Genomic DNA, 18,925 nt, shown 5'->3' with positions numbered 1-18,925 from the left:
GCAGTCTTTCATTAACGCTTTAAATGTTTCTTATTGACATTATGAATTTATCGTACTAACCTAAACTCGTAGAATATATTTCAATAAAGGTAATGTTTCGAAAACTTTTGGTTCCGATTATAATAGAGCAGCTTTTAGCATCTCTCATTGGAACCTGCCAGTGCAAATCTCTGCTTTGAGACGGTTCCCTTTATCACAATTACCAAGCCAATCTGCTGGGTACCATTCTTCATTATTCACAATTCTGTATAAATAAAGAACAACTCATGTGGGATTGGGGATATGCCTCACTCATTATTGGAATAAGAAAATAACTGCAAAGGAGATTTTTACTATGAAAGAAATAATTTTAGGAAATCACATACGAAAGGTTCCTTCAGTTGCTGTTGGATGCATGCGCCTTTCTGAAAAATCGAAGGATGAGATGAATCGTTTTATTCATGCAGCTCTGGAACAAGGTGCATATCTCTTTGATCACGCGGATATCTACGGTGATGGTATGAGCGAGAGCATATTCGGCGAAGCGTTCGCAGATGATTCATCCATAAAGCGTGAAGATATTTATCTTCAGTCAAAATGTGGCATCCGTCAAGGCTTCTATGATCTCTCAAAGGAGCACATTCTGAAATCTGTCGATGGCATTTTACAAAGGCTCCATACAGATTATCTTGATCTTTTGCTTCTTCACCGTCCGGATACACTCGTAGAACCGGAAGATGTTGCTGCTGCATTTGATGTTCTTTATGAAAGCGGAAAGGTACGCCATTTTGGAGTTTCAAACCATAAGCCGATGCAGATTGAACTGCTGCAGAAATATGTCCGCCAACCACTCGTTGTCAATCAGGTTCAGTTCAGCATCCCTGTTTCCAATCTTGTTGCAAATGGCATGGAAGTCAATATGGAAACCCCAGGTTCAATCGATCACGATGGAAGTCTGCTCGACTACTGCCGCCTCCACAATATCACTCTCCAGGCATGGTCTCCGTTTCAGATGCCGGCATGGAAAGGCTGCTTTCTCGGAAGCGACGAATACCCTGAACTGAATAAAAAACTTCATGTGATTGCCGAAAAATATAATGTCAGCGATACTACTATTGCGGCTGCGTGGATTTTACGTCATCCGGCAAATATGCAGATTGTTACCGGCACTGCAAGTGAAAGCCGCCTGAAAGAAATTATCGCGGCGTGCGATATTACTCTGACTCGTGAGGAATGGTATGAGCTGTACCTGGCAGCAGGTCATCTGCTTCCGTAGGGATTATCGATTACCAGCATTATTTTCAAAATGCTGGTAATCCTTAGAATTAGCAAGTTGTACAAAAGAATCTTCTCTTTTACGAAGTCTGGTCTCATAAACGAGATAAAGGTTCTGGCAGATGCAGAGCTTGTGTTGAGCAGATCAGAGTACACAACCTCAGACACAGTCACGCCAGCTTACTTATTAATCAGGGCTGTGATGCCTTGATGTTAGCAGACAGGCTCAGACATGAAAAGGTATCCACAACACTTAACACATACTCCCATCTGTTTCCACATAAACAGCAGGAGCTTGTGCATAGTCTGGAATCATTGCAGGCAATAGATTCGCCAACACCTGAACCACCATCTGATAACCCTCTGCTTGAAGCAGCAGGTATCACATGTGAAGTGCCTCAGACTCAGAGCAACGGCTCAGATGTAACAATCCGACCTCAGTTTGGACCTGCGTTAGTACCATCAAATACCGCATCAGGGGGAATCATCCAGATGCCACAGCGAAAGATCATATAGTAGAAATCCCGCAGTCATCAGGGTTTCTTGCTATTAAAGTTAATGACAACCAACTGAAAACGATAGAAAAAGAGTAGTTGCTATTAGTAGCAAATTAGTAGCAGTGCAAAAGAAAAAGTCTCGGAATCCGCTTGTTTAGCGGGTTCCAAGACTTGTGACTTCTATTCAAACTCTTGGGCGGAGAGATTTATCTGGCTGTTTCTCGGTACACATTTGTACGTTTTATTCTTCATATTTATCTTATTTTGCATTTTTGTGTACCTCGTCTAAAATTTTTAGAGCCAAAATGGAGCCAATAATAAAAATTTTTTGTTAATAATCTAACTCAAGTTTAAACTAAGCTGCTCATAGTTTTCTTTTATTTTATTATCCTGCAAGGAAGAATAAACTCTCTTTAATATTGGATTTCCATTCTTATCTCCTCTAAGTGGCATTCCTCCATGTTGTAAAAAGAATTTATTTCCTTCTGCTGTTGGTTTGCTTACACCATACTCCACAACAAACAATGGTTTCTTATTTTTAATGCTTTGCTCTCCTGCATTAAAAGTTCCTCCATCCATGCCAGCCTCAATTAAAATCATAGCATCAGACACTCCAACTATTGTATTATTTCTTTTCATAGCATTTGATGCTGACCAAGTTAAATTTGGCAAAAACTGAGATATAAATAAATGATTGTCATCACTAAGTAATTCTTTTACTTCTCTCTTAATCCTATTTTTCAATATACCTTCAACAATTACAAAAATTGTACTTCCACCTGCCTGAAGTGCGGCCTTATGCGCAGTAAGATCCACCCCTTTAGCATATCCGCTTACTACAGAAACACCATCTGTTGATAATTGTCTTGCCGAACTATCAGCTATCCTTATTCCTGAATCAGATACTTTTCTCGAACCAGTAAATCCAACACACTTATTCTGTAACAATGCATAATTGCCTTGATAAAAGAGAACTGCCGGAATATTTCCTACATTCAATTTCTTTAATCCTACTGGAAAGCACTCATCACCAATCCAACACATCTCTACATGATTTTGATACAATTGCTCTTCCAAAAAAAGTGCATTTTCTCTACTATCGTAAATATTTTTTGCAATATCTTGATTAATACCCAATGAACACATCAATGCAATATCATTACAAACATCACTTAATATACAAGATGGCTCATTGGCAATATATTTACTTATTTTTTTCAGATTTCCATCTCCAGAACCTTTAGCTATTATTATTCTTAATACGTCTCTATTAATCATGTATTATCACTATCCCTTAAAGATTTCACACATACTATACCGCAAACCTGTTTTGCTCCCATTTTTTTTAGATACTTTGCATATTCCCAAATTGTTGCACCTGACTGATACAAATCATCCACCACAATAATATTTTTTCCTCTAACATGACTATTAAGCACTACATTATTATTATCATATATTTTCTTCCAAATCGCAATTTTGTCTTCTACTGTAAGTTGCTTCATTTGCGGCTTATCACAATTTAAAGTGGGAGCAATAAAAGAAAAATTCAGCTGCCTAGACATAGCCTCTGCCATTTGCCATGCCATTTTTGTCTTTCCCTCATTACTAGCTGGCATAGGAGATATACACCAATCTAATGTATTATAAATAGGAATATACTTACAGTTATCCAACATTCTATGCATAATAAGGTCAGCATATTGAGTTTGTTCTTTTTCACTTAGATTATCAATATTATACTTTAACTGGTACTCTGCCTCTCCTATTTCTGTTCGACCTTCCCCATAAACAATATTAAAATCTGAAGCTATGCAATAATCCAGTTCATCGTAAAAATAATCTTCAATATTTTTATTTAAGTGTATCCATAATACATTCTGCGTTACCTCATTACACCATTCTAAAAAATCATTCATGACTTCTTGAGTATAGCACCCTTCTGGAATCCATAAATTACTCATATTATTATATTTTTCACTTTTCTTCCATTTTGTCGGACTGTTTGCTACCAAATTAGGAAAAGCATAATTAATAATATCTATATATCTTTCATTCGTTGATATGCTATAACAGTCCTCATTTTCATAAACAGTAATCCAAAACTCACTTCTATTCCTGCCAAACTGGTATTTCATAATTTTCCCCCTTTGTTTGAATACGATAACACATTATGCAAAGTATTTACTTTCCTTTAATGCTATTATCTTTGAATCACTCTTTGTCGTTAATGTTCCTTTATCCAAATAGCAATATTGCTCTATTTCTTCTGCTGAGCACCCAGTTTCTTCTACTAATTGCCCAGACGTTATAATTCCATTTTCTAATAGTAATAATATTGCCTGTTTATGTGCGAAAGGTTTTTCTACAGGCATCTCTCTATCTAAAGGTTCCCTTCTCCAATATACACGTGTTGTCATTTGATCTTTTAAATATTTTATTTGATTAGAAGATAGTATACCCAGTGTATCACACCTATAAATCATGCATCCTATTGATACCATCCATTTTGCCTTCATTTGAATAAAATGATCAATAGATGTCGAAAAAACATCTTTAGAGAAAGATTCCTTCGGCAAAAGAAAAGCTCCTGCAAATCTATCAGCTTCATTCTCCAATTTCTCATGAATTGCTGAGTTTTTCAAATCCTCCTCTGAATAATAGTCCGCATGCATTAAGAGGTGACCTAACTCATGTGCAATATCAAATCTGATTCTAACATTCGTATCTTTATCACTGCTAAGAAAAATAAATGGTTTATTATCAAACCAAACAGAAAATGCGTCTAGTTTGTTTAAACGCAATTGCATTTTTGAAACCATTATTCCATTTTTTTGTACTATGCTTATTAGATTATCAATAGGTCCTTTTCCTAATCCCCAATATTCACGTAAAATTAAAGCATACTGCTCTATTTGTTCATTGTCTATTGGATTAATGCCTTCATCTTCATAAGTTATCTTAGGCAAATTCAGTATTGGAAAATCAACATATTGCTCTAAATAATCATTAATCTCTCTAAATATCTCGATTTTTTCTCTGGCAGCACTCAATGCCTTAACCCTTGCAGTTTTTCTACTTCTGAAAAACACTGCACTACTAGCATTCTCGTTAACCGGAACTGGTTTATAAAAAAAACTTATCGGATACCTTAATACCATTGCGATTGAATTAAGAATAGCTTTACTAGGCGCATTTTTCCCCATTTCATATTGTGATATAGCTTGTTTACTAACCGAAACCAGCTCTGATAACTCCACCATTGATAATCCTCTTGATACTCTTGCCTGCTTAATTCTGTATGGGATTACCTTTCTTTCATCGTTCATCATTTCATCACCTTATTATATAATTTTTTCAATTTCTTTTGATATAGATTTCTTTAAAGATACAATTGATTCTTCAACTAAATCTTGTGGAATATAATTTTCATAAATACTTATATTCTCTAGGAGATTTGTTGAATATTCAATTGTCTTATAATCACCGCTTGGAAGTACAATATTTAAATGTGTCATTTCGCCATAACGATATCCATATGTAATTTCAGCATATTTCTTAGCTTCAACCACATTCTGAACATCACTGAAAAAATCAAATGATAACTGCATACTTAATCCATTATTTGCTTTTGCAAGTTCCTTCTTATAGGCTGATACAGGTAATAGCTTAAACTCCCCATTAGTACGTCCAACATTTACAATAAAATCGTTTGTTTCTATACATAATGCCTTATATTTATAGTTATTAACTTGTTTCATTGACACAGCATAATTAGCTTTGGGATTAAATGCGGAATCATTGAATTGCTTTTCTATAGCATATGTTAGTAAATATCCAAATAAAGTTTCTCTTTTATCAAAAGAGAAAAAATCTTCATTATTTTTTTTAAACTGTTCAAAAGATTGTATTGCAACTTTCATATTATTATAAGTTGTCGCTTTAAATGCAAAGTCAAAATTATCATCAAATAACTTTTTTATCTCCATATAAACCCTCCTTTACATTTTTTATATAAAGAATTATATATTCTATTCGCATATATGTCAATATTTTTTTATTTTTTTCTTGTTTTTGTCTAGTTTCATCTTTAAATTTATTATCATGCTTTTATTCCAATCAATATATAGATTACGAAATTCTCATCTAGCATCCGCCCATTTGTCATACCGCCTTATCTGCTGCTCTGTACGCTCCTGTTCCTTTACCTTACGAATAATCGTATCAATCTGCTCTGCACCGGCATATCTCTTCACACGCTCCAGATCATCAGCCTTTTCCTGCAACAGTTCTGTCCTATCACTCATATCCTTAATCTTTCCCTTGTAAAACTCCACATCATCTGACAATCTCTTCTTTTCCTTTCGAAGCTGTATTACTTCCTCTTTTAGCCTTACACACTGGATTGTCAGATTCTTTATCAGTGTTTTAAGCTTATTCACAAATGGCATGACTACCTTATCCCGAAATGACTTAGCACTTGCAAATGCTCCCGGTTCCGGCAATTGCCACTCCGGTGCTTCATCATACTTTCTTACATCACGCTGTAATAACTGCTCCGACTGCACCATCTGCTCTATATGGCTCTTAAGCTCATTCTGTTGCTTTTTAAGTTGAACATTATTCTGTTGCAAATCATTATATTTCTGTCTTAATGCCTGATTATCAGATTTCAATGAATCATTCCTTTGCTCCAGAGTGTGATTGTCAGCAGATAACTGATCATTCACATTCTTCAATTTACTATTCGTATATTGTAAATCTTCATGCCGTTGTTCCAGTTCTTCATTATCTGTCTGCAACTGTAACTGCTTTTACTTCAAATCATGATTTTCCATGCGAAGTCTGTCCTTGTGGCTTTCAAGCCTTGTATTCTCCATCCTCAAATTCTGATTACCTGCAAGCAGTACTTCCTTCTCCTGTTGTGCTATAGTTCTCTCTTCATTTGCCTTCTGTGTAGCTTCCTCAGCCAGTTCCTTTTCAATAGTGACATTCTGCAATTCCTGTTTCTTTACAGAAACCTCTTCTCCAAGCTGTGCAACCACCGAAGATATTTCCCGCTTCTGGCTATCCAATTCAGCTACTTCCCTTGCCCGCTCTTTCTTTTCAAATTCAAGCACCGACAAATGTTTCTCATGTGTACCCTTTTGCAGCCATTCCACACCATATCGCTCCATGACTGTCGCAAGTTTCTTCTTCTCTGATGCAATCCATTGATTTAATTCGGTAGCACCTCTAGTGCCACCGGTGAAGCCTTCTGCCGCTAGTGCAGATTTTAATGATACCCTTGTATCAAGTCCTCGCTTACTTCCTGTAATATATGGTATAAAATCAATGTGCAGATGCGGTGTTTCTTCATCCATATGCAAATGTGCCGAGAATACATATAAGTTCGGATTTCTATCTTGGAACTCATCCATAAATTCCGTTAAAATCCTTTTTGCCAACAATCCATCTTCACTTTTGGCATTCATATCATCTTTATTTCCAATCTGAAATATCACTTCATGAAATAACTTTTCCTGCTTACCCCTCCTGATTTTTTCATAGTAATTATCAATCATGCGATCTTTTCGTTTCTGTTTTGCATTATATCGTTCCCGTGCTTCATCAAACAATTTATGATAAACCTGCTTAATATCTTCCTGGCAAAATTCCACATTATCAGCACTTCTGTTTTTATCTACATTCTTAGCTGTAAATGCTCAGGTATTATGGTTCACAGAACCTTTTCCGATCATTGCACTTATCGTTCTCTCCATAGGCAATCTTCCCCTTTCTTTTATCTGTCATATTAGCGCCGAATACGGCGCAGGCTTTGTTACTTTCGTCGAAAGTAACGCAAAAGCACTTTTGACAGCTACGCCATCAAAAATGCAACCTGACAAGTCAGGTTTTGCGCCCTGCCGGGAGCTTTTCTGCCTACGGCAGTCAATGTACACAAGCCTCCACTGTGTCAAGCACACCACATTTTCCTTATCTATTCTAACGGAAGCGTGACACGCAGCCGTTATATGTTTACGAAAAACTACCACCGAAAACTCTCCGGAACACCTCGTCTATCCAAATATTCCTTTCGAGCCTTTTCCTTTTCTTCCTCTGTTGGTGCAGTCTTATATTTTGTATATAATTCTCTCATTACCATTGCATCCAATTTCTTCTCCAGCCCCTGTTTTATCTGAGGCAACAGTTCTTCCTGTTCCAACATAAAATATCTCATTATCGCAACGAAAAGTTCTTCTGAAATCTGTACACTTTTCATATCAATCCACCATCCCTTTCCTAATTCATTCAAGACCGCAACACTGCAAAGTCTATATGCTTTGCAACCTTGCAAAGTTTATCTCCGCAATTTCTATATAGCCTGCAATGTTGCGTTCTTGCTCTATCTCTGCTTTACTGCATCCAATTCCCAATACCACGAGTTATTGATTTTCTTTGCCCGGATGCCCAATTCTTTCTTTGCATTTTCCAATGTCCTTTTTGAAATGCCCTGTTCATTAGCCATTTCAAAAACTTCATTACTCTGCACCATATTAGTTGTTTCTGCCAATTCACGAAGCATTTGCTTTGCTTGTTCCAGCTTATTTGCCTTTGGTGCAATACCGCCAAGTACTTCATCTGCTGTAATCTCATAATCTCCCAACCAACGAAAGCCCGTTTCTGATAACATAAATGCCTTCGGATGTCCAAATGCCGCAAGATTATTCTTTATCTGAACAACTGCTCTTGTATTAGGTTCTCCCTCTATTCTGCCGACCAGAAGCACACTCCTCGCCACAGCAAAGAAGTCAATGGAACCCATGCCCCTGTATGCAGCTTTATTACCAGATGCCTTGTTCATATGACCAATAAGAAGAATTGCACACTGGTATTTCTCTGCTAATGCTCCCAGCTTCTTCGTCATATCTCTTGCCTCATTTGCCCGGTTCATATCCATGCCACCACCGAGATACGCCTGTATCGGGTCTAATATCAATACTTTTGCCCCTGTCTTTGCAAGTGCCTCTTCCAGTCTTTCATCTGCCATAGATAAAGATTTATCACTTTCATCAATAACCAGTATCTTTTCACAGTCCGCCCCGGCAAGTTCAAGCCTCGGCTTTACTGTATCTGCCAGTCCATCCTCTGCTGTCTGATAAATGACATTTGCCGGCTCCTGCACATCCATATCACTGTCGAGACATTCTCCCTTTGACAGCTTTGCTGCTATGTTTAACACCAATGTTGTCTTTCCATCACCCGGATCTCCCTGAATAATTGTCAGCTTCCCATATGGTATAAACGGATACCACAGCCATTTCACTTCTTGTGACTCAACCTCCGACATTCGTATTATCTTTAATTCTGTCTTCTGTCCTTCCATAAAAGTCCTCCATTTTCAAATCTTTTATTTGCTCCTAAGAAGAACCTCTGCTATACTCTAGTTGTATTTACAGGTGTAACAGAGGTTTTCTTTTGTTACCGCAAGTCCTAACAGTTGCCGCTGTCAGGACTTTTTTCTTTATCAATCTGTACTCCCTGCCAGAGATACTTTGCACCATCCAGCATTGCAATAATCGCCTGTAACATATCCATACAGTCATTTCGCATATCTTCCAACCCCTCAGCAGTAAGTGTTACCTCCTGCTGTCCCAGTTGTTTTACCAGTTCGGAAAGATTTGTCTGCATATTCTGCAATTCCTCTACAAGCTGGTAAATGACCTCTTTCTTTCCTACAACACATATTCTGTTATAAATGCAGGAACGTACAAAATAATCTTTCTTCTGCATACCGCTTGCAAGTATCTTGGCTTCAATCATTTCCCGCTCTCTGTCCGATACACGAAAGCTGATTGTTGGATGTTTGTGTACTCCGCTCATAAATCTTCCTCCTCATTCTCCAGTTCTAGCCTGTCTGCCAGTTCTGCCTGCTTATTCGGGTATAAATGTGAATAAGTATTTAATGTTGTTTCTATCTTTTCATGTCCCAACCGCTCCGCTATTGCCAATGGCTGAAATCCAAGTTCCACCAGAAGTGATGCGTGGCTGTGACGCAAATCATGAATACGGATTCTCTTAACTCCTGTTTCCTTTATGCCTCGTACAATCTCATGCTCCATATAAGATTTTGTAAATCGGAACATTCTTTCATTTGGCATAATTCCATATAAATGACTGCAATATTCTTTTAATTCTTCTGCCAGAAATGGTGGTATTGTAATCTTACGATTGCTCTTTGGTGTCTTAGGCGGTGTAATTACATCTTTTCCATCCAATCTCTGATAGGATTTAGAAATGCTTATAATTCGTTTTTCTAAATCAATATCTGCATAAGTGAGTGCCAGCAATTCTCCTATACGCATTCCTGTCCAATACAGAAGCATAAATGCCATTCTCGCCTCCGGTTTCTTGTCCATAGACGGAAGAAACTGCTTAAACTCCTGTTTTGTCCAGAACTCCATATCATCAGCCTTGCTTTTCCCGATACTTCCTGCTTTCCTGCAGGGATTATCTTTCAGGTCATAATATCTGACCGCATAATTGAAAAGTGCTGCCAACTGGTTATTAATACTTTTAAGATAAGTTGGTGCGTACCCCTGCTTAATCAATTCATTCTGCCAAGCCCGGATATCTGAAGTCTTAATCTCACACATTTTTTTCTTTTTGAAATAAGGTGTAACTTTCAAATCAAACACATATCTTTTATTCCTGATTGTGCTTTCTCTAAGCCGATTCTCCACATCAGCGAAATAGATTTCAACAAAATTCTCAAAGTTAATATCCAAATCTTTTCTCTGCTGTTGCCGGAAATTACGCTCCCACTCCTCTGCTTCAGCTTTTGTCTTAAAGCCTCTTTTGTTCTTTTTATGGCGTACACCCTGCCAGTCCTCATAATAGAACTGGCTGCGCCATGTTTTACCATCTCGTGTAGCTGGCATATCATCATCTCCTTTCCATTAACCAACTGCCATACCATAAAACTTTTCTTCAAAATACTTTGTAGGTACCTTGCCTGAAATCACTCGATAGCCTTTTTCTTTCAATTCATTATTAAGACCACGAATGATTTTGTAAGCATATCCTCTTGATACTCCAAGAATCTGTGCAGCTTCATCTGCTGTTACATACATCTTCATCGTATTCTCCATATTGTGTTCTCCTTCCTGTTTTTATTTTAGTACACTTTTGTGACCTTGTTTGCTCGTATTATATAGTACACATTTGTGTCTGTCAAGCAATTTAATCAAATTTTTATACACAAATGTGTCCCGTTGTGATAGAATAGGGGTAATAAATCATAAAGGAGCATTTTTATGACTACTGGAGAAAAGATTAAATACTTTCGCAATATGCGTGGAATATCGCAGGAAACGCTTGGTCAGTTGTCCGGCATAAACTCCGCAACAATAAAAAAATATGAATACGGAATCCGTAATCCAAAGCCTGACCAGCTTTTAAAAATCGCCAATGCGCTAGGCATCAGCATTAACATTTTCATGGATTTTGATATAGAAACAGTTTCTGATGTATTATCATTACTGTTTAAACTGGATGATCAGATTGATATGAAATTTGAGGCAGATAAGGACGATGAGGGCAATTTCAAACCTGCTACTGTTAAACTGTCCTTTAAGAACAATCTCATCAATAAAAAACTCTGTACCTATATAAAAGCTTTGGAAATTCGTGAAAATATGATAAATTCTAAAGATGAATATTCAGAAGAAGAGTATGCTGACAATTTGCAACATATCAATGAAAATATCGAAGAAATCAAGCAACACCTGCTTGATGACAGTATGGTTGTCAAAAAAGGCACTGACCGCCTTACTGTAAAAATTTTTCCAAATTAGTGAAACCTCTTGAATTATTGGACATAAGATAATAATATCTAATTAAACAAAAAGTACCCACTCCAAAGGTGGATGCTCCGAGTTTAGGTTAATGAATGTCCTTAAGGACACCTCCTATCCTGTGGATCAGACAGGATAGGCATTTTTATTTTCGCCTGATCTTCCTCGAAGATCTTTTCTCTTTATCGAGAAAGGCAAGCAACGCTACAATCAAGCTACCAAAGGACATCAGCAATGCTAATATCCCAATGAAAATCGAAATGATCTCATAAGCCGTCATCGGTACTAAGCAAGTGCCCCCAGATGCTTAACGCCCTGTCATGGGTACTTTCCTTAAAGAGTACCCTAGCATATATATCATATGTTCTGCAAGAACAATTGTAATTTGAATCTTATTTCATAGACTCATTCCCTATAAATATTTTAATATATCAGATAAGTTATTAATTTCAATATCAGCTTTTTCACTCTCATCTGTTATATTCCACAAACTTCCAAATCCCTGTTTTACCCATATAGTTTTCATACCCAACTGTTTTGCAGGTACAATATCATTATCAATACGGTCACCAATCATAACTGCATTCTCTGGTCTGCAACGGCTTCTTTCCAATGCAATTTCAAATATTCGCCTATCTGGTTTTGAAACACCTTCTTCTGCTGATGCGATGATCAAATCAAGATATTTTCGTACTCCAAGATTTTCTAATCTCTCAGAAGTTCCTAGTGATTGGTTTGCAATTACACCAATTTTATAAATTCTACTTAACTTTTTCAGACAATCTTTGGTATCTGTATACAGCCTTTCGTATTGCGATTCCCATTTAGGTAGTTTCACGCCCAATTGCCTTGCTACCTCTAAGTCTCCTTTTTTGTTTTCTTTATAAAACGACATGGCATATTTATTAATTTGCTCGTAAGTTAAACCTGATAAATCCGCTATCCTTTTCATCCTGTCTTCATAAACTTTGCTTTCATCAACCAACGTCGAGCCAACATCAAAAAACAGCCATTTTATTTCTTCCTTCTTGGGCAGAAATCCTCTTTTCCTTGCTTCTTCCAGCAGTTTGGGTTGAATTTCCGGATAAGTCCAATTAATCGGTAGTTCATCCATAATTGCTATTTTTTCAATTTCACTGTGAAGCTCTTTTTCAAATGTATATATATCTGAGAAGAATAATTTTCCAAAAGTCTCCATTCCATCGAAATTATCTGGTGCAGTCACAGAATATATACAAATTGGAGTAATATCAAAAGTTATTGCTCCTGTTTCTTCATATAGTTCTCGTTTGGCTGTTTCAAGAATATCCTCACCATCTTCTCTATGCCCTCCCGGCACTTCATATGTATCTCTTTCTTTATGCTTGCAAAATACCCACTTGCCGTTACTCTGTGAGATAATCACTGCAAATTTCAATAGTTCATCATTAACCGTATCATAAAATTTTACTTCCACCATATTTCCTCTCCATGTACATATCTATAATATTTCATTTTCAATAAAACCCGCAATACCATCTTCATCATTTGAACCAATTACAATATCAGCTCTCTCTTTTACCTCATCAATCGCATTCCCCATTGCAACACCTGTTCCACATAATTCAAGCATTCCGATATCTGCATAATCATCTCCAAATGCAATAATTGAATCTGTACTAAATCCACATACTTCCGTAATCTTCATAATTGCGTTTTCTTTCGTCACATTCTTTTTTGTAAACTTGTACCAAAATCCATCAGAGAAACGAATACAATCACAATCAGAGAGACTTCGAGTCAGCTTATCTGCCTTATCTTGATTAAATATCTCAACACACATTTTTAATGAACATTCGTTAAAATCTGAAAAATCTGTATAAATACTATCTCCCCAACTCTTATCTAACTTCTTAGGATCTATTTTATAATTCCAATAATGTGCATCTATTGTGTCTATCGTAATTTCGCAATCATTTCCACAAATATTTCTTGCCATGTCAATCATCACATTCGTTTCTTCTTCGGAAAATTCTGCCCTATAAATATATTCTGTTTTGTATTTTACTAATGCACCTCCACTCGATATTAAAATATCGGGCATCAATTCATTTAAAAATACCAAAGAGTTTTGCTCACTTCTGGAGGTGGAAACACCTATCAATATATCATTTCCCCTGCATTTTTTTAGAGCTGATAATGTTCTGGTTGATATTGTTTTGTCACTCTGTAATAAAGTTCCGTCTAAATCAAATAAAAGAAGTTTGCATTTCTTCATATCATTTTTTCCTTTTCATTCTTCTGAATAATTACATTTGCATCAATTACTCTCCCCACAAATAGAGCCAAACTAGAGCCATTTGATAAAACAAATGCCGGAAGCCCGCATAAATACAGGCTTTCGGCATTTTAATCCGTTATTCAAACTCAATCGTTCCAGGTGGCTTACTCGTCAAATCATAGAATACACGGTTTACCCCGCGTACCTCGTTGATGATTCGGCTCATTACTGTTTGCAGTACTGCAAATGGAATCTCTGCGCTTTCGGCGGTCATGAAATCGACGGTATTTACGGCGCGCAGTGCAACTGCGTAGTCGTAGGTTCTCTCGTCGCCCATTACTCCAACGGAACGCATATTGGTCAGGGCTGCGAAATACTGGTTCGGCATCCAGGATGGAGCTTTGCCATTTTCTTTCTTGTAAGCAGCTACTGCCTTGTCCACTTCTTCTCGGTAGATGGCATCGGCATCCTGTACGATGCGGACTTTCTCAGCATTGACTTCACCGATGATTCGGATACCAAGACCCGGACCTGGGAATGGCTGACGGAATACCAGATGCTCCGGAATTCCAAGCTCAAGACCGGCTTTACGAACCTCATCTTTGAAGAGGTTACGCAATGGCTCGATGATTTCCTTGAAATCAACATATTCCGGAAGACCACCTACGTTATGGTGGGATTTGATGACAGCGGATTCTCCGCCAAGACCACTTTCTACCACATCCGGATAAATGGTTCCCTGTGCCAGGAAATCAACGGCTCCGATTTTCTTTGCTTCTTCTTCAAAGACACGGATAAATTCTTCACCGATAATTTTACGTTTTGCTTCCGGCTCTGTTACTCCGGCAAGCTTGTTATAGTAACGCTCCTGGGCATTTACACGGATGAAGTTTAAGTCAAACTGACCATTCGATCCGAATACATTTTCCACTTCATCTCCCTCGTCTTTACGAAGAAGGCCATGGTCAACAAATACGCAGGTAAGCTGCTTTCCGATTGCTCTGGATAAAAGACCTGCTGCCACAGAAGAATCCACTCCACCGGACAATGCCAAAAGCACTCTTCCGTTACCGACTTTTTCACGGATTTCCTTGATGGTATTTTCCACAAAGGAATCCATTCTCCATGTTCCGGCACAGCCACAGACACCACGCACGAAGTTGTGGAGCATCTTGGTTCCCTCTTTGGTATGGAGTACCTCCGGGTGGAACTGGATGGCATAGAGATTTTTTTCACGGTTTTCTGCGGCTGCCACCGGGCAGTCTGCAGTATGTGCTACGATTTCAAAACCAGGTGCTGTCTTTGAAATATAATCAAAATGGCTCATCCAGCAAATGGTCTTTTCTTCTACATTCTGGAATAATGGTGAATTCTTATCTACCATTACTTCTGTCTTACCATATTCACAAACCGGTGCTTTTTCTACCTTGCCGCCCAACACATGCATCATGAGCTGTGCGCCGTAACAAAGTCCCAGAACCGGGATACCAAGTTCAAAAAGCTCTTTGCTGTAAGTTGGTGAATCTGCCTCATAACAACTATTTGGACCTCCGGTCAGGATAATTCCCTTCGGGTTCATCGCTTTGATTGTCTCGATATCCGTGCGGTAAGAATATATTTCACAATATACATTGCATTCACGGACACGTCTTGCAACCAGCTGGTTGTACTGTCCGCCAAAATCAATGACAATAACTTTTTCCTTATCCATGGACGTTTTTCCTCCTAATTTTTGCTGAGACTCGCCCAGCGTCTAAATTTTATTATAGTTGAGCCACCCTGGAAAGACAAGCCCTATTTTGTTTTCGCAAGATATTCTGAGTTGTTATTTGGGGCAGCACATAATTCTTTATTATATGGAAATACTCCCTGTATGCGTAAAGATTATCTGATTAAATCCATCACACAATATATTTTCTTTTTCTTTCTGGGAGCATTCCTTGGATACCTGTGGGAAGTGCTGCTTTTTTATGTACAGGATGGGGTTTTCTGTAACCGTGGCTTTCTCTATGGTCCATGGCTTCCGGTCTATGGTGTAGGGGCTGTCCTGATGCTGCTTATTTTAAGACGCTTTCAGAAGCATCCGGTCAAAGTCTTTTTTCTTGCAGTGCTTCTCGGCTCTTTCGTAGAACTTTTTATCGGATGGTTCCTCGCCCAAGTTTTCCACCTGCGTTACTGGGATTATCACGATTATCCACTGCAACTTGGCGGTTATATCTGTCTTTATTCTGCATTGGGATTTGGCATTGCCGGTGTGCTCTGGGTCTGTGTGTTTGCGCGGATTGCCTCCCATTTATGGAAAAAAATGCCAGTACCCCTACAACGCATTTTTCTTACGCTGCTGATACTGACATTTCTTTTTGATTGCGCCGCCGCACTGATTTTTCCCAACGCCGGGCACAATATTACGTTTTCTTTGTTTCAAACATATCAACCAGTCACATGCTGATGAAGATATTTTTCTCTCGTTGCCAGTCCCCCACGGATATGACGCTCCGACTTATTGACATCCAGCACTTTCCTTGCTTCCCGCGCCAGGGTCGGATTCACCTGGGATAAACGTTCTGTTACGTCCTTATGTACCGTGCTCTTACTGATTCCAAACTGCTTTGCGGTCTGACGCACTGTCGCATTGTTATCTATAATGTATTTGGCTATTTCTACGGCTCTTTCTTCTATATAGCTTTTCAAAGAAAATCCCCTGCAATACTTGTTTTTACATTGTATGCAGAGGATTTGCTTTTATGTATGGCTTTTTTATCTCATCTATATTCTATTTTAAATAACCCTTTTTCCCTGTGAACACTACTACCGCTCCGCATAATGCCAAGAGTACAAGCAGATATCCAACCGGTGATTCATCGCCCGTTTTCAATGCTTTTGTTTTCTGTGCTGTGGTCTGCTCAGTATTTGGAGTGCTATTTCCACTTGTTGTATCAGCTTTCTTCGCAACGGTAAATTCGGCGGTTGCTTTCTTTTCTTCCCCACTGATAGAAGACACAATCGCAACCGTATGCTTTCCGGTAGCAAGGCTTTCTAAGTATTCTGCAGTAAAGGTGACAATGGTAGAGCCTTCTGTTACCGTATAGTTTTTCGCATCTACTACGGTGCCATCCACTTCTACACGAAGGAAGCTGCTGATACCGGCGTCACTGCGGAAACGAAGCGTTGCACCACTTTTCTTTGTCCATTCTCCACCGGCACCTTCAATAATGACCGGTGTTGCCGGTTTATAATCCGGGTTCTTCTCATTACAGCCTTCCCGTCTGCAGGCTTCTGCATTGTTGCTAAAGTCATGTCCTAATGGATTTCCGCTGGTAAATGTCTCTGTTCCCTTTGCCCCACACAGCTTACAGGATTTGTAGTAAACTGCCGGTGCCGTACAGGTTGCTGCTGTTTTCAGATAGGAATCTGATACTGTTTCCACCCATTCACCATGCTTGCATGTAATTGTAAATTCTTTTGTTGCTTTCGTATCTGTTCCAACTGTAATCTGTGCCTTATAACTGCCCGGTAACTTTGGTGCACCTCCAACGGCTTCTGCTCCGCTGTTGTCACTGTTGGTCTTTGTGTCTGTTCCACTCAGATAATATACGATTTCCGGAACCGGAAGATTAAGTCTCTTCCAGTCTTCGGATGTTGTTATATTGGCAGCTTTTGCTGTTCCATCATAGTCTGTATTCTCAGCTGATAAGGATAACCATAAAGATGCATCTTTCTCATTGCAATCTCCCAATCCACTACAGGTGGCAAGAATACGGCTTCCATCTTTGTTTTCATCTACGGCATAACTCCATGTGTGACTGTGCTTCCACATACCAATCAGGAGTGTTTTGGCAGATTTAATATCCATATAATTTTGACCTACTCCAATATAATCTCTCCAAACTTGTGGCGTATCTGTCAATTCCGAAATATCTGCCATCATAGCTGTAGAACTTTTCATTGACATGGCATCTCCAACTGTAATGCATGCATCACTTTTTCCATATCCTTCTGATACAGAAATGGCACCCCAGCCGAGTCCATCTGCAGTTGCATAAAGAGAACCGTTTGGACTATTCTCAATGCTTACACTTCCATGTCCAAAAATTGCAAAACTACCATAAGTTTCAGAGTCTCTTTTTATGCTGACCAGTTCATTGCTTCCAACCAATGTAATATGAATATGGTCTACATTACTGTATATATTATTATAATAAGATTTCATTTTTAAATTTGAAAATGTTACCTTAGAAAAACTGTCAAGTGGGGGGTTATTAAATTCTCCCAGCTCAATAATATCTGATGTAGGTTCTGCGTTTTCATCCATTGCAATCGTAATGTCATCCGTCAAAATGGTAAGCGAATTTCTATTTCCAGATCCATATTTTACATAGGTATAATCGACTCCTTCTACAAGCGTCCCCGAATCCCTTGACAACGTAAATGGTCCTGCCTGAACCGAATTTGTAGCTGCCTTTGTCTCAACTGTCATCCCCTGCATAAGACCTGCCATCATCATCAACGCAAGTAACAAGGAAAATAAACTTTTCTTCTTTTGTTTCATGTACATCCTTCCCTTCTTAAATTACTTTTTTCTTTTTTCACTTTTCACACTCTCAATGCTGTGTTACAATGACACTGTTATTTTACACCGCACATCAATGTACGATGCAATCATTTTACAAATTTTGCCGGTAATTGTGAAAAAATATATGATATGAAAATTTTGTGTGAAATAAAGACCGGCTGGTTTGCCTCAAAACACCAGCAGTTCTTAAATGTATGTTTTGCTTGTTTGTAAGCTGTCTTTCCGTTGCTTTGACCGGCTGCCCGGTTGTCCGTCTGCTACAGATACTTTCACAAACCCGTAAGGAGGTCTAGGCATTCTGGCAAATAAGTTTATGATTCCGGCAACCGGCGCAAATTCATATCCATATTCAACTGCGCCTTGCAGGCACATCCCTGTGCCTGCATTGCCGGTTGCATAACAGAATGCCTAGACCTCCTAACAGGCTTGTTTATGTATCTGTATGCAGGCGGACAACCGGTGCAGACTGTCAAACATTGGAAAGACTGGCTTTCATAGAGAAAAG

At 38.5% G+C, this 18,925-nt stretch carries 19 protein-coding genes and 2 pseudogenes; 5 read left to right on the top strand and 16 right to left on the bottom strand.

Annotated features, from left to right (window positions below; genetic code table 11):
- The first annotated feature begins 334 nt into the window (after positions 1 to 334).
- From LKD41_RS04175 to LKD41_RS04165, 3 genes and pseudogenes are all read left to right on the top strand, one after another.
- Positions 335 to 1,255 (top strand): aldo/keto reductase, encoded by a 921-nt coding sequence (locus LKD41_RS04175; protein ID WP_181968746.1) that lies wholly within the window; start codon positions 335 to 337, stop codon positions 1,253 to 1,255.
- A gap of 143 nt (positions 1,256 to 1,398) precedes the next feature.
- A pseudogene (locus LKD41_RS15925) lies at positions 1,399 to 1,470 on the top strand (hypothetical protein); the annotation flags it as partial.
- A gap of 81 nt (positions 1,471 to 1,551) precedes the next feature.
- Positions 1,552 to 1,770, top strand: coding sequence for a hypothetical protein (locus tag LKD41_RS04165; protein WP_227700482.1), 219 nt, complete (start codon positions 1,552 to 1,554; stop codon positions 1,768 to 1,770).
- A 320-nt stretch (positions 1,771 to 2,090) separates the two neighbouring features.
- On the opposite strand, the gene LKD41_RS04160 is transcribed toward LKD41_RS04165, so the two are convergent.
- The 11 genes and pseudogenes from LKD41_RS04160 to LKD41_RS04110 form a co-directional block, all read right to left on the bottom strand.
- Positions 2,091 to 3,029, bottom strand: a complete 939-nt coding sequence (locus tag LKD41_RS04160) for a DNA-processing protein DprA (RefSeq protein ID WP_118321678.1) — start codon at positions 3,027 to 3,029, stop codon at positions 2,091 to 2,093.
- Complete coding sequence (locus LKD41_RS04155) at positions 3,026 to 3,889, bottom strand: hypothetical protein (protein ID WP_227700481.1); 864 nt, start codon at positions 3,887 to 3,889, stop codon at positions 3,026 to 3,028. Before LKD41_RS04155 ends, LKD41_RS04160 begins: the two co-directional genes overlap by 4 nt.
- Positions 3,890 to 3,922: 33 nt before the next feature.
- Positions 3,923 to 5,083: a helix-turn-helix domain-containing protein gene (locus LKD41_RS04150; protein ID WP_118192707.1), complete on the bottom strand. Its 1,161-nt coding sequence runs from the start codon at positions 5,081 to 5,083 to the stop codon at positions 3,923 to 3,925.
- A gap of 12 nt (positions 5,084 to 5,095) precedes the next feature.
- Positions 5,096 to 5,740 (bottom strand): hypothetical protein, encoded by a 645-nt coding sequence (locus LKD41_RS04145; protein WP_118321676.1) that lies wholly within the window; start codon positions 5,738 to 5,740, stop codon positions 5,096 to 5,098.
- Positions 5,741 to 5,893: 153 nt separating this feature from the next.
- On the bottom strand, positions 5,894 to 6,553 hold the full coding sequence (locus LKD41_RS04140) for a hypothetical protein (RefSeq protein ID WP_227700480.1): 660 nt from the start codon (positions 6,551 to 6,553) through the stop codon (positions 5,894 to 5,896).
- 267 nt (positions 6,554 to 6,820) lie between these two features.
- A pseudogene (locus tag LKD41_RS04135) lies at positions 6,821 to 7,513 on the bottom strand (plasmid recombination protein); the annotation flags it as partial.
- Between the two features lie 266 nt (positions 7,514 to 7,779).
- Positions 7,780 to 8,013: a complexin-2 gene (locus LKD41_RS04130; protein ID WP_227700479.1), complete on the bottom strand. Its 234-nt coding sequence runs from the start codon at positions 8,011 to 8,013 to the stop codon at positions 7,780 to 7,782.
- A 123-nt stretch (positions 8,014 to 8,136) separates the two neighbouring features.
- Positions 8,137 to 9,117 (bottom strand): AAA family ATPase, encoded by a 981-nt coding sequence (locus LKD41_RS04125; RefSeq protein WP_227700478.1) that lies wholly within the window; start codon positions 9,115 to 9,117, stop codon positions 8,137 to 8,139.
- Positions 9,118 to 9,224: 107 nt separating this feature from the next.
- Positions 9,225 to 9,614 carry a plasmid mobilization protein gene (locus LKD41_RS04120; protein ID WP_022057082.1) on the bottom strand — a complete coding sequence of 130 codons (390 nt, stop codon included), beginning with the start codon at positions 9,612 to 9,614 and terminating at the stop codon, positions 9,225 to 9,227.
- Positions 9,611 to 10,672: a site-specific integrase gene (locus tag LKD41_RS04115; RefSeq protein WP_227700477.1), complete on the bottom strand. Its 1,062-nt coding sequence runs from the start codon at positions 10,670 to 10,672 to the stop codon at positions 9,611 to 9,613. Before LKD41_RS04115 ends, LKD41_RS04120 begins: the two co-directional genes overlap by 4 nt.
- Positions 10,673 to 10,690: 18 nt before the next feature.
- A complete protein-coding gene (locus LKD41_RS04110) occupies positions 10,691 to 10,882 on the bottom strand; it encodes an ICEBs1 excisionase (RefSeq protein WP_116444116.1) in 192 nt (63 codons plus the stop codon).
- 165 nt (positions 10,883 to 11,047) lie between these two features.
- On the opposite strand from LKD41_RS04110, the gene LKD41_RS04105 reads away from it, so the two are divergent.
- Positions 11,048 to 11,587 (top strand): helix-turn-helix domain-containing protein, encoded by a 540-nt coding sequence (locus tag LKD41_RS04105; protein ID WP_227700476.1) that lies wholly within the window; start codon positions 11,048 to 11,050, stop codon positions 11,585 to 11,587.
- Between the two features lie 412 nt (positions 11,588 to 11,999).
- Here the strand turns inward: LKD41_RS04105 and LKD41_RS04100 are convergent, their stop codons facing one another.
- The 3 genes from LKD41_RS04100 to guaA form a co-directional block, all read right to left on the bottom strand.
- Complete coding sequence (locus LKD41_RS04100; RefSeq protein WP_227700475.1) at positions 12,000 to 13,046, bottom strand: HAD-IA family hydrolase; 1,047 nt, start codon at positions 13,044 to 13,046, stop codon at positions 12,000 to 12,002.
- A gap of 21 nt (positions 13,047 to 13,067) precedes the next feature.
- Entirely contained in the window at positions 13,068 to 13,844 is a 777-nt protein-coding gene (locus tag LKD41_RS04095) for a Cof-type HAD-IIB family hydrolase (protein ID WP_117946275.1), read from the bottom strand.
- 139 nt (positions 13,845 to 13,983) lie between these two features.
- Positions 13,984 to 15,558, bottom strand: a complete 1,575-nt coding sequence (guaA, locus tag LKD41_RS04090) for a glutamine-hydrolyzing GMP synthase (RefSeq protein WP_227700474.1) — start codon at positions 15,556 to 15,558, stop codon at positions 13,984 to 13,986.
- 162 nt (positions 15,559 to 15,720) lie between these two features.
- Between guaA and LKD41_RS04085 the strand changes: the two genes are divergently transcribed.
- Positions 15,721 to 16,296, top strand: a complete 576-nt coding sequence (locus LKD41_RS04085; RefSeq protein WP_227700473.1) for a putative ABC transporter permease — start codon at positions 15,721 to 15,723, stop codon at positions 16,294 to 16,296.
- Here LKD41_RS04085 and spoIIID read toward each other — a convergent pair.
- Positions 16,278 to 16,538 carry a sporulation transcriptional regulator SpoIIID gene (gene spoIIID / locus LKD41_RS04080; protein WP_022242357.1) on the bottom strand — a complete coding sequence of 87 codons (261 nt, stop codon included), beginning with the start codon at positions 16,536 to 16,538 and terminating at the stop codon, positions 16,278 to 16,280. The genes LKD41_RS04085 and spoIIID overlap by 19 nt on opposite strands.
- A gap of 82 nt (positions 16,539 to 16,620) precedes the next feature.
- Positions 16,621 to 18,396 carry a hypothetical protein gene (locus tag LKD41_RS04075; protein ID WP_227700472.1) on the bottom strand — a complete coding sequence of 592 codons (1,776 nt, stop codon included), beginning with the start codon at positions 18,394 to 18,396 and terminating at the stop codon, positions 16,621 to 16,623.
- Between the last annotated feature and the right edge of the window lie 529 nt (positions 18,397 to 18,925).

Origin of the sequence: Roseburia sp. CLA-AA-H209 (genome assembly GCF_020687575.1) — a bacterium.
In the GTDB taxonomy this organism is placed as follows: Bacteria; Bacillota; Clostridia; order Lachnospirales; family Lachnospiraceae; genus Roseburia_C; species Roseburia_C amylophila.
This window is presented reverse-complemented; position numbering and strand designations above follow the sequence as displayed.